Annotated in this window: 10 protein-coding genes; 8 read left to right on the forward strand and 2 right to left on the reverse strand. The window is 59.4% G+C overall.

Annotation, left to right across the window (positions count from 1 at the left end):
* Positions 1-21: 21 nt before the first annotated feature.
* On the reverse strand, positions 22-2775 hold the full coding sequence (gene secA, locus GBCGDNIH1_RS15525) for a preprotein translocase subunit SecA (protein WP_011631329.1): 2754 nt from the start codon (positions 2773-2775) through the stop codon (positions 22-24).
* A gap of 383 nt (positions 2776-3158) precedes the next feature.
* Between secA and GBCGDNIH1_RS15530 the strand changes: the two genes are divergently transcribed.
* From GBCGDNIH1_RS15530 to GBCGDNIH1_RS15555, 6 genes are all read left to right on the forward strand, one after another.
* Positions 3159-4040, forward strand: coding sequence for a peptidylprolyl isomerase (locus tag GBCGDNIH1_RS15530; protein ID WP_043452705.1), 882 nt, complete (start codon positions 3159-3161; stop codon positions 4038-4040).
* 3 nt (positions 4041-4043) lie between these two features.
* The gene (gene argJ / locus GBCGDNIH1_RS15535; protein ID WP_011631331.1) at positions 4044-5273 is read left to right on the forward strand and encodes a bifunctional glutamate N-acetyltransferase/amino-acid acetyltransferase ArgJ; all 1230 of its coding nucleotides are present in this window, start codon (positions 4044-4046) and stop codon (positions 5271-5273) included.
* Between the two features lie 4 nt (positions 5274-5277).
* Entirely contained in the window at positions 5278-6447 is a 1170-nt protein-coding gene (locus tag GBCGDNIH1_RS15540) for a bifunctional GNAT family N-acetyltransferase/(deoxy)nucleoside triphosphate pyrophosphohydrolase (RefSeq protein ID WP_011631332.1), read from the forward strand.
* Between the two features lie 17 nt (positions 6448-6464).
* Positions 6465-7250 (forward strand): competence/damage-inducible protein A, encoded by a 786-nt coding sequence (locus GBCGDNIH1_RS15545; RefSeq protein ID WP_011631333.1) that lies wholly within the window; start codon positions 6465-6467, stop codon positions 7248-7250.
* A 112-nt stretch (positions 7251-7362) separates the two neighbouring features.
* Positions 7363-7776, forward strand: coding sequence for a hypothetical protein (locus tag GBCGDNIH1_RS15550; protein ID WP_157692804.1), 414 nt, complete (start codon positions 7363-7365; stop codon positions 7774-7776).
* Positions 7767-9581, forward strand: coding sequence for a beta strand repeat-containing protein (locus GBCGDNIH1_RS15555; protein WP_043452710.1), 1815 nt, complete (start codon positions 7767-7769; stop codon positions 9579-9581). Before GBCGDNIH1_RS15550 ends, GBCGDNIH1_RS15555 begins: the two co-directional genes overlap by 10 nt.
* An 18-nt stretch (positions 9582-9599) precedes the next feature.
* On the opposite strand, the gene GBCGDNIH1_RS15560 is transcribed toward GBCGDNIH1_RS15555, so the two are convergent.
* Positions 9600-9935: a BolA family protein gene (locus GBCGDNIH1_RS15560; RefSeq protein WP_025318284.1), complete on the reverse strand. Its 336-nt coding sequence runs from the start codon at positions 9933-9935 to the stop codon at positions 9600-9602.
* 110 nt (positions 9936-10045) lie between these two features.
* On the opposite strand from GBCGDNIH1_RS15560, the gene GBCGDNIH1_RS15565 reads away from it, so the two are divergent.
* Together GBCGDNIH1_RS15565 and cobS are read left to right on the forward strand one after the other, a co-directional pair.
* Positions 10046-10660 (forward strand): J domain-containing protein, encoded by a 615-nt coding sequence (locus GBCGDNIH1_RS15565; protein WP_011631337.1) that lies wholly within the window; start codon positions 10046-10048, stop codon positions 10658-10660.
* 85 nt (positions 10661-10745) lie between these two features.
* On the forward strand, positions 10746-11780 hold the full coding sequence (gene cobS, locus GBCGDNIH1_RS15570) for a cobaltochelatase subunit CobS (protein WP_011631338.1): 1035 nt from the start codon (positions 10746-10748) through the stop codon (positions 11778-11780).
* Positions 11781-11794: the final 14 nt, after the last annotated feature.

An 11794-nucleotide genomic window follows, 5' to 3' on the forward strand; every position in this document is an offset into this window, starting at 1 on the left:
ATTCAGAAAAAATGAGCGTTTTTAGCCAAGTCTGCCATGGCAGTGCTTGTATTTTTGCCCGGACCCGCACGGGCAGGGAGCATTGCGAGGAACATTGATCCATGTGGAAGGATCATTGAAGTCAATCCCCTCTACATCTGCATAGGCAGCGGAAAACATCGCAGGGGGAGGGGGGGGCAGGGGGATATCCTCCCCATTCGGGCCGACAGCCATACGGATGCTGACGGGTTCGGGATGGCTTTCCACAAACTGGCTGGAGCCGCTGACGAAGGGATCGGCGCTGGCCGGGGGCGGTGCACCGAATTCCACCTGCGCCAGAATAGCGGTGACGCGCTGTTTCAGCTCATCCAGCATTGCATTGAACAGAGAAAAAGCCTCGCTCTTGTATTCATTGAGCGGATCGCGCTGGCCGTAGGCGCGCAGGCCGATGCCCTGACGAAGCTGGTCAAGCAGCAGCAGATGTTCTTTCCACACCTGATCCAGTGTTTGTAGCAGCAGGGCCTTCTCGATATAGCGCATGGCATCGGCCCCGGCATGGGCGGCCTTCACATCCATCAGCTCTGTGGCGGCAGCCTGAACGCGGCGGCGCATTTCCGCCTCGTCAACACCTTCTTCACGCCCCCATTGCTCGACCGGAATATCGGCATTCAGCAGCGCGCGCAGGCCAGCGGCCAGGCCGGCTGTATCCCATTGCTCCTGAAACGCACGCTCGGGGATATGGCGGGTGATCAGGGTGTCGATCACTTCTTCCCGCATGTCGGCGACGGTTTCGCTCACATCATCGGCGTTCATGAATTCGCGGCGCTGGGCGTAGACTTCCTTGCGCTGGTCATTCATCACGTCGTCGTATTTCAGCACGTTCTTGCGCATATCGAAGTTGCGGGCCTCGACTTTCTTCTGCGCTTTTTCCAGAGCCTTGTTGATCCAGGGATGGATGATCGCCTCGCCATCCTTCAGCCCGAGGCGTTGCAGCATCGCGCCCATGCGGTCACTGCCGAAGATGCGCATCAGATCATCTTCCAGCGACAGGAAGAAGCGGGATTCGCCCGGATCGCCCTGCCGGCCGGAGCGGCCACGAAGCTGATTATCAATGCGGCGACTTTCATGGCGTTCCGTGCCGATCACGAACAGGCCACCGGCCTTGCGCACGGCTTCATGCGCTTCCTGCACTTCCTGTTCGATCCGGGCGATCGCGGCGTCGCGTTCCGGTCCTTCCGGCATATCCGCAAGCTCGGTCTGGATCCGTGCCTCGGCATTGCCGCCGAGTTTGATGTCGGTGCCGCGCCCGGCCATGTTGGTGGCGATAGTGACACGGCCCGGCGCACCGGCTTCGGCAACAATGATGGCCTCACGCTCGTGCTGCTTGGCGTTCAGCAATTCGGCAGGGATGCGCTTCTGATCCAGCAACTGCTTGATCACTTCGCTCTTTTCGATGGAGGTCGTGCCTACCAGAACAGGCTGTCCGCGGGTGCGGATTTCCTCGATCAGATTGGCGACGGCCTCATATTTCTCACGTGCGGTGCGATAGACTTCATCATCGCCATCCTTGCGCTGGACCGGCAGGTTGGTAGGAACCGCCAGTACGTCGAGCTTGTAGATCTCGGCGAATTCATCCGCTTCGGTCAGTGCGGTGCCTGTCATGCCCGCCAGTTTCGGATACATGCGGAAGTAGTTCTGAAAGGTGATGGAGGCCAGCGTCTGGTTTTCCTGCTGGACGGTTACATGTTCCTTGGCTTCCAGCGCCTGGTGCAACCCTTCCGAGTAACGACGGCCATCCATCATACGGCCAGTGAATTCGTCGATGATGATCACTTTGTCGTCGCGGACAATATATTCGACGTTCCGCTCGAACAGGGTATGTGCCCGCAGCGATTGCTGCACATGGTGCAGCACGGTGATGTTGAAGGTGTCGTAAAGATTGCCGTCGGTCAGGATGCCGCTTGCATGCAGCATCTCCTCGACCTTTTCCGATCCGGCTTCGGTCAGGTGTACGCTGCGCTGCTTTTCGTCTTTTTCGAAAGCAGCCGGGTCTTTTACCAGCTCCCTGACCACTGCGTCGACCGAGCGATAGAGGTTGGAGCTGTCTTCCGCCGGGCCGGAGATGATCAGCGGGGTACGGGCCTCATCAATCAGGATGCTGTCGACTTCGTCGACGATGGCGTAAGTGAAGTCGCGCTGGACCATATCCTCCAGCCGGTACTTCATGTTGTCGCGCAGGTAATCGAACCCGAATTCGTTATTGGTGCCATAGGTGATGTCGGCATGATAAGCGGCACGGCGTTCAAGCTCTTCCTGCCCATGGACCACGATGCCGGTAGACAGCCCGAGGAAGCTGTACAGCTGTCCCATTGTTTCCGCATCGCGGCGGGCGAGGTAGTCATTCACCGTCACCACATGCACGCCCTTTCCGGTCAGGGCGTTGAGATAGACAGGCAGGGTGGCCACCAGCGTCTTGCCTTCGCCGGTCCGCATTTCCGCGATCTTGCCGTCATGCAGGACCATGCCGCCGATCAGCTGGACGTCGAAATGACGCATACCGAAAACACGTTTCGATGCCTCCCGCACTATGGCGAAGGCCTCGGGGAGGATGCCATCCAGCGTGGCACCATCCGCGAGCTTCTGCTTCAGCAGGATGGTGCGGGCCTGTAGTTCTGCATCCGTCAGCGCGGCGAGTTCGGGTTCCAGGGCATTGATCTGCTGCACCCGCCGCTGATACCCGCGCAGGGAGCGATCATTGCTGGAGCCGAAGATGGAGCGGACGAGTCTCGCGAACATCGAAGTGCTTTCCGGATGAGAATTCCACACCGGCCCCGAGTCCGGCACGGAGTGGGAGCCTAGTGGATAATGAGCCTGACAGACCCATCATCAGCCGCTTCAGATAGGACCCGTCGCGGGCCGGGTCAACGCAGCGGCCCTTTCGGGGGGTGGGATAAAATGGAAAACAGCCTTCCGAAGCGTGATGGTACGGTTATCTTGCAAGGTTTCTCCCATCCCCCCGCTTGAGTGAAGCTGCGGCATTCGTCATGATCCAGCCGCAAGCTTGCGGGGTGTATGGCCGAGAGGCGATATCCTCGCCGCCCGTCAAGAACCAAGGAACGTCCATGACTTTTTATCCCACGGTGTCCCGTTGCTTCAGCAGCACGCGGAGTCGGACTTTAATGGCCGCCGCCCTGCTGGCCGGGAGTGCCGGGCTTTCCGTCACCGCAGCGCAGGCTGATGACGCAGCCTCCGCCCAGAAGGCGGCACCGCCCCCGAGCACGGTCGTCGGCCGTGTCAATGGCGCCGACATTCATCTGGGGGATCTGGAGGATGCCGCCCGCAATCTGCCGGAACAGATGCGTCAGGCCCCGCCGCAGGTCATCTACCCGATCCTGCTGAACCAGATGCTTCAGCGTGAGGCGCTGGTTCAGGCGGCCCGCAAGGAAGGTCTGGACAAGAAGCCGGATGTCGCGGCCGATATGAAGCGGGCTGCCAATCAGACGCTTCAGAACGATTATATCCGTGAGCATGTCGGCCCGCTGCTGACCGATGAGGCGCTGCGGAAGAAATTCGACAAGGAACTGGCTGGCAAGCCGGGTGAGGAAGAAGTCCATGCCCGCCACATCCTGGTTCCGACCGAGGATGAGGCGAAGCGCATCATCGCCGAGCTGAAGGCGGGCGGCGATTTTGCCAAGATCGCCAAGGAACGCAGCAAGGATCCGGGAGCCGCGAATGGTGGGGATCTGGGGTTCTTCAAGCAGGCCGATATGGTGCCGGAATTCAGCAAGGCCGCCTTCGCGCTGAAGAATAATGAAGTTTCACCCACGCCGGTGCACACCCAGTTCGGCTGGCACGTGATCCAGACGCTGGAACATCGTCGCGCTCCGGCCCAGACCTTTGAACAGGCGCGTGATCAGCTCCGTCAGCAGGTTATTCAGGATGGTGTGAAAGATCTTGTCACGAACGCCATGAAGGGTGCGAAGGTTGAACGCTTCAACCCCGACGGTTCCGTGCCGAAGCCGGAGGCTGCCCCTGCGGCCCCTGCTCCCGCGAAGAACTGAGCCATGACTCATCCGGTTTCTCCTTTGGCCGTCACGCTGCCTGAGATGCCGCCTCTGCCGGGTGTCAGGCTCGGCGCGGCGGCGGCTGGTATCCGCTATAAGGGCCGCACCGATCTGGTCATGGTGGAGCTGGCACAAGGCACAACTGTTGCGGGGGTGTTTACCCGCAACAAATGTCCCGGCGCACCGATCGGCTGGTGCCGGGAGGCACTGAAGGGCGGCCAGGCGCGAGGGCTGGTGGTCAACGCCGGCAACGCCAATGTTTTCACCGGTCGCGCCGGGGAAGAAGCGGCCCGCCGCAGCGCTGAAGCGGCGGCGAAGTTGCTCGGCTGTGCGGAGGAGGAGGTTTTTCTGGCCTCCACCGGCGTGATTGGCGAGCAGCTGCCTTATGAGCGGATCGTCTCCGCTCTTCCCGCTCTCCATAACGCGCTGACCGAAGACACATGGCATGATGCCGCGCGTGGCATCATGACCACCGATACCTTTCCCAAGGGAGCGGTCCGTACCGCGAAGATCGGCGGACAGACGGTGCGCATTCAGGGGATCGCCAAGGGCAGCGGTATGATCGCCCCGGATATGGCGACCATGCTGTGCTTCGTGTTTACGGACGCGGCCATTCCCGCGGCGGCTTTGCAGTCCATGCTGGGCAAGGCAGTCAAAACCAGTTTCAACCGCATCACGGTGGACAGTGATACCTCCACCAGCGACACGGTGCTGCTATTCGCGACTGGTCAGGCCGATCATCCTGACGTCCCGGAAACAGGTGGTCCGGCCCTGCGCGATTTTGCGCGTGCCTTGTCGGAAGTCTTGCTCGATCTTGCGCTTCAGGTGGTACGGGACGGCGAAGGCGCGCAGAAGCTGATCCGGATCGATGTCGAAGGTGCCGTCAGCCATGGTTCGGCGGAGAAAATCGCCATGTCCATCGCCAATTCCCCGCTGGTGAAAACAGCCGTTGCCGGGGAAGATGCGAACTGGGGTCGCATCGTGATGGCGGTCGGCAAGGCGGGTGAACCGGCGGATCGCGACAAGCTTGGTGTTGCGGTTGGCGGCGTGTGGATGGCCCGCAATGGCGGTGTGATCGACGGATATGATGAGGCTCCGGTCGTGGCCCATATGAAAGGCCGGGAGATCAATATCGCTGTCGATCTTGGCCTCGGCAAAGGCCGGGCGACTGCCTGGACCTGTGATCTGACGCACGGTTATATCGACATTAACGGCTCCTACAGGAGCTGACAGGGTGGCGGATGAAGCACGGCCGGAAAGGCCTCCGTTCAGTTTTCGGGCGCGGAGCAGCGGTGCGGAGATAGCCCGTCCGCCATCGGGTCGGACTTCATCCGAAACACCTGCCTTCAAGCCGCTCCGTACGGAGCGGCTTATTCTACGTCCATTTTCCCCCGAGGATGCGCCGGCCCTGCACCGGTTGATCAATGATTGGGAAATCAGTCGCACTCTGGCAGAGGTTCCGTTTCCTTATCCACGCAGTCTGGCCGATGAGTGGATCGGTTCCACCTTGCGGGGTCTCCGGGATGGGACGGCATGGCATCTCGGCATTACCGGCCATGAAGGCTATGAGCCAGCTCCCAAGGAAACCCTGATCGGCGGTGTCGGCCTGCGTCTGCTGCCGGAAGGGCGCGGCAGTTTCCGGCAGGCTGGACGGGCGGCGAGCATCGGCTACTGGGTCGGACGGCGTTTCTGGGGGCATGGGGTGGCGACCGAGGCGGTCGGAAGGTTGTGTCGCTGGGCCATGGCCAATCTGCCGATCAACCGGCTGGAAGCGACGGCTGACCGCGATAATCTGGCTTCGATCGCTGTGTTGAAGCGGATTGGTTTTCGGGAGGTCGGGGCAGGCGTGAAAACCTTTCGCTCCCGGGCCGGAGAAGTGCCGGTGCTTCATTTCGAGGCGCTGAGGGATGATTTGTTCGGAGCACCCGATGCGGGGCTGCCGCGCGGGCGGGAACAGGCAGCACCGCCACAACCGGGCATCATGCCGGGCACGGCGCCTGCCCATCTGCCGGTCCTGCTGGTGGTTGCGGCGGCGCTGGTGAATGCTCAGGGAGAGATCCTGCTGGCCCGGCGTCCGGAAGGGCGCAGCATGGCGGGGCTGTGGGAGTTCCCAGGTGGCAAGGTGGAACCCGGGGAGACCCCTGAACAGGCCCTGATCCGTGAATTGCGGGAGGAGCTGGGGGTAGATGCCTCCGCCGGATGTCTGGCCCCTCTCGCCTTTGCCAGCCATGCGTATGAAAAATTTCATCTTTTGATGCCGCTTTACGCATGCCGTCGCTGGCAGGGTGTGCCGAGACCAAGAGAGGAGCAGGCTCTGGCATGGGTGCTGCCGGATCAACTCGACCGTTACCCGATGCCGGCGGCCGATATACCGCTCATCCCTATATTGCGGGATCTGCTCTAAGCCTGCACTCTGGCTGTATGAGTCATATATCTTCTGCGCAAGGCGCGTGTCTGCTGGTGATCGGCAACGAGATTCTCTCGGGCCGTACGCAGGACAGGAATATCCAGTTTCTGGCGCGTGCACTGGGCGAGCATGGATTGCCGCTGCGGGAGGTCAGGGTCATTCCGGATGTGCGGGAAACCATTATCGCCACTGTGAATGAAACCCGTGCCCGTTTTGCCCATGTGCTGACCACAGGTGGTATCGGCCCCACTCATGACGATATCACCAGCGAATGTGTGGCGGCGGCTTTCGGTGTTCCGTGGGAGCCTCATCCGGAAGCATGGGCCTTGATGGAGGCGCATTATCCGCCGGGCGGCTTCAACCCGGCGCGTCAACGCATGGCGACAATGCCGAGAGGGGCGACGCTGATCGCCAATCCGGTCTCTCTCGCGCCAGGATTCAGTATTGGGAATGTGCATGTCATGGCCGGTATCCCAACCGTTATGCAGGCGATGTTCCAGGATCTGGTAAAGCGTCTGCCTGCGGGATTGCCCGTCTTGTCTCGCACTGTTCATGCCTGGAACATTGCAGAGGGTACTATTGCTGCCGATCTGGCGACTTTACAGCTTCGTTGGCCGGATGTGGAAATAGGAAGCTATCCGTTCCAGAAAGAGGAAAACGGAAAGCGGATTTATGGCATTGCGATTGTTGCGAAGGGAACCGATGCCCGTAAACTGGATGAAGTCGCAGACTCTGTAATGGAACTGTTTGAAACATTTAATGTCTCTCCTGTTTTAGGAGAATTGGATCGAACATCTTGAAAAATGATATGAATACTTTGTTTTTATTGGTTGTAATTTACTGTGCTGATTTTTCATAAAAATCATAATATATATACAAATATCTGCGTATTTATTTCAGGGGCTGAATCGGATGTCTAATTCTTCCAATGGGGTGCCAAGCTGGAATATTTATTCCGGCTCTGCTGAATCAGTGACGATCCCGCTTCTTTTTCATTCCAACGGCCAATATGTCACGCCGGACTTCAGTCAGTTTACGGCAACTGGCACGCTGAATGTCAGGGTTTGGGTGGTTGGATTGGCCGGGCAGGCAGCCAACGGGGCATTAACCGCAGCCCTCGTGCCCACTGTGTCCTCGCAGGCGATCAGCAATATGACATCGACCTTTGTGGTCGATACCGGCGCTTTCCCGACTGTCATGCCACTGAGTTTAGTTCAGGCTGCATTGCCCGGTTTTACAGAGGCGCAGTTGCAGACCTACCCCCCCCCGGTTCCCTCACCTATAGCAGCGATAACGTCAGTATTACTGGCTACTATGTGCCGCTAACTCTGGCTTTTGCCGATGCAACCGATAGCAGTGGGCAGCCACTGACGACGACCTTCAAGGTTCTCGTCTCCGACAACAGCCATGCGCATATGATGGGCTTGCGCTTCGATTATGATGCGACGACGCAGCAAAACTATACTACTGCCTACAGCGCTCTCATGAATCTTGCTCCGATGCAGTCGGGGGCTATGTCGCGTGGCTATATCATCAGTCAGGCTGGTCTGACTGTCGGGCTGAATCAGGCGAACGCGGGCAGCGGATGGGCTTTCACCAAACTTGCTCCGGCATCGCAATCCGGTGATTGGCTGGCACCGCCGGTGACTGTTACCGTGAATGGCAAGGTACTGCCGGCAGGCTCAGTGTTGATTGATACCGGCCTGAATGAAATGTTCCTGAAATATGAGGGCGGAAGCAGGCTGCCTGCCAACAGCACCATTACTCTTTCCATGTTGGGAACGGGCGGCGCTGTACAATATTCATTCAATACCGGAACCCCCACGGGTGTGGCGCCTTCTTTTGTCAGCGCAGGCAATTCATCGACTGGTACTTTTGTGAATACCGGCCTGCATGCTCTGGCAGGCTTCGATGTTCTTTACGATGAAGCGAACGGGCTGTTTGGATTAAGGGCCAATGGTCACTCGCCCCAATCATCGGTCTCGTTCGATCCGGTTTTCTCACTGTCCGGAAATATGAGCGTTCAAGCTGGTTTTCAATCTTCCCAATCCATTCTTTTGACAGGGCCGGCAACCTTGCAGGGGGCCGGAAGCATATCCCTGGATGGCACGATCTCCGGCAACGGGCTCCTGACGGTGAAAGCCCCCGGGACTGTGACCTTGTCGGGCAGTAACACATATACTGGCGGAACGGTTCTGCAGGGCGCCGCCATCGCTGTAAGTTCGGCTTCCGGACTGGGAACGGGTGGCGTTGCAATGGCTGCGGGGTCGGCAAACACACTGTCCCTGACCAGCGGTAGCGCCACGGTATGGAGCGCAGGCGCTGATACGATCAGCGCTGGTATGGCATCGGTTCGGGTTGCCGCCAGCGGGGCCGGGACGCTGACATTCGTAGGAGGAAAGGAAGCATCCCAGGTTTACGGGGGTGGCGGTACCATGACAGTGTTCGGTGGTGCGGGAGACGGGGTGTTCGCTGCTGGTGGTGCAGGGAGCGTGATCGTCAACGGTGCGGGCAATGCCACGGTGATCGGAGGCGGCGGGAACGCCATTTATGGCGGCAGCGGAGCGACCCTGGTTTTCGGCGGTGCGCAGGGTGCCAATAGCATCCTTGGAGGAAGTGGCAGCAGCACCGTCGTTGGGCAGTCAGGAGATCATGTGGTCGGGCAGGCCGGCAATATGCTGGTCTTTGGGAGCAGCAACGCTACAGATACGATTATCGGTGGCAATGCAACGACCGTGATGGGCGGCAATGCGGGCACCCAGCTTCTTTCCAATGGAAACACTGTGTTCTGGGGTGGTTCTGGAAATGACATGCTCTGGGGTGGCGCGGGTATTACAATCGCGACGCTGGGAAGCGGCAACGATACCACCTATATCGGCAGTGGTGCCATGAGCATTGCCGGAGGCTCAGGCCAAGATATTTACACCGTCATTGCCGGGCAGGCCGGTGGATCGGCGGTGATCTTTGATTTCAATCCGGGTCAGGATTCGTTGGTGCTGGAAGGCTATGATACCGCGAGCATCGTCAAGACTGTCCAAGCGGGTTATGTGACACTCAGCCTGCCCGATCAGACGATGCTGACATTCGTGGGTGCGGACCCATCCAGCCTTCCTGGCCGGTCGATAAGCTGATCCGCTCCGGATGCTGGTTCAGGCGGCGTTGATCGCCGCCTGTTCTTCCGGAGTGCGCAGACTCAGGACCAGAGCATGCAGCCCGCCTGCGAATTCAGCCTCCAGAGCCTCATGCACGGCGCGGGAGCGCTGGACACGGGATATGCCGTGGAAAGTGTCAGAGATCAGTGTCACTTTGAAATGTGTTTCGCCCGTGCTGGCTGGGCCTCGGCTCTGATGACGGAGTCCGGCATGGCCTGCATGGCGAGCACTGTCATCCTGCACATCGAGATGTACCGGGGTAAAGCGGGCGCGTAAAACGTCTTCGATCCGTTGCGCGCGGCTGCCTATGAGGGGAGCATGTTCCTGTGTCATGCCGCCAGTATCGCTTTTTTTGCTGTTCTGAGAAAGAGTCTCGGGCGATATTGATCCAGATAGGCACGGGATGGGTTGCGTTTCGTGTCTCCCGTTGCACATAAGAGGACATGATGGCCAGACGCGCTCCGCGAACGAGGGCCTACGCGCCCGATCCGGACGCGCCGACCCGTGACTGTGACATGGCTGGCTGTGAGATGCCGGCCGCTTATCGTGCACCAAAATCGAGGACCGAACTACGCCATTACTGGTGGTTCTGCCTGGAGCACGTCCGCGCCTACAATGCGTCGTGGGATTTTTATAAGGGAATGAGCCCGGGCCAGATTGAGGCGCATCTGCGGGCTGATACCGCATGGCAGCGGCCCAGCTGGCCTTTGGGCCAAAACGGTGCTCCCGTTGCGCCGGAAGATTTATTGCGTGATCCGCTGGGCGTGCTGCGCGATGGCGCGGCTGCTGCCACCCGCCGTAAAAAACCGGAGGAGGAGCGCCCCCCAAAAGAATTACGGGAGCCGCTGATGATCATGAGTCTGCCCTGGCCTGTGACCTGGGAAGATATCAGAAGCCGCTACAAGGAGCTGGCCAAGAGGTATCACCCGGATGCCAACGGAGGCAGCCGTGAGGCCGAGGAGCGGCTGAAAGTCATCAACCAGGCCTATGCCACGCTGCGGCGGGGTCTGGCCGGGGAACCCGCCCGGAATGGAAACGCTTCCGAGCAGGCTGCCTGATTCGTGCTACGCCATTCTACCGGTTTTGCCTCTCTTTCCTTATGACGTTACCGTGCTTCCTTCTTGAGACAGGACGAGTTCGCTGATGACCAAGGTTGCCGCCATCTCCGAAACAAGGGATCCGGAGGAAGGGATTGCCCCAACTTCTGCATTGACCGTCCCCGACATTACTCTCCGTGTGAGAGAGGTGTTCGGTATTGATTCCGATATGGAGGTGCCCGCCTTCTCGATCCGGACCGAACATGTGCCGGAGGCGGACCCGACCTATCGCTTCGATCCGGAGACGACGCTGGCCCTGCTGGCAGGCTATGCTCATAATCGCCGGGTGATGGTTCAGGGCTATCACGGCACTGGCAAGTCCACCCATATCGAGCAGGTGGCGGCGCGGCTCAACTGGCCCTGTATCCGCGTCAATCTGGACAGCCATATCAGCCGTATCGACCTGATCGGCAAGGATGCCATCGTGCTGAAGGATGGTCGTCAGGTCACGGAATTTCGCGAAGGAATTCTTCCCTGGGCGTTGCAGCATGCCTGTGCGCTGGTGTTCGACGAATACGATGCAGGCCGCCCGGATGTGATGTTCGTGATCCAGCGCGTGCTGGAGGTCGAGGGCAAGCTCACCCTGCTGGACCAGAATCGCGTCATCCGCCCGCATCCTTCCTTCCGTCTGTTCGCGACGGCGAATACAGTCGGGTTGGGCGATACGACCGGGCTGTATCATGGCACGCAGCAGATCAATCAGGGGCAGATGGACCGTTGGAACATCGTCACCACTCTGAATTATCTGCCGCATGCGCAGGAGACGGAGATCGTGCTGGCCAAAATGGGTGTGGATGGAGCGAAAAATCCGCAAGCCCGTAAGGAGGTCGAAAGCATGGTGGCTCTGGCGGAGCTGACCCGGGCAGGTTTCATCAATGGCGATATTTCTACAGTGATGTCACCACGGACGGTCATTACCTGGGCCCAGAATGCCCGGATTTTCAAGGATCTAGGCTTTGCGTTCCGTGTCACCTTTCTGAACAAATGCGATGAGGCGGAGCGCACGACCGTGGCCGAATATTATCAGCGCTGCTTCAACGAGGATATTCCGACCGGTCTGTTCAACCGGAAAGCCTTCTGATCGCGGGCAGGCAG

Origin of the sequence: Granulibacter bethesdensis CGDNIH1 (genome assembly GCF_000014285.2) — a bacterium.
Taxonomy (GTDB): domain Bacteria; phylum Pseudomonadota; class Alphaproteobacteria; order Acetobacterales; family Acetobacteraceae; genus Granulibacter; species Granulibacter bethesdensis.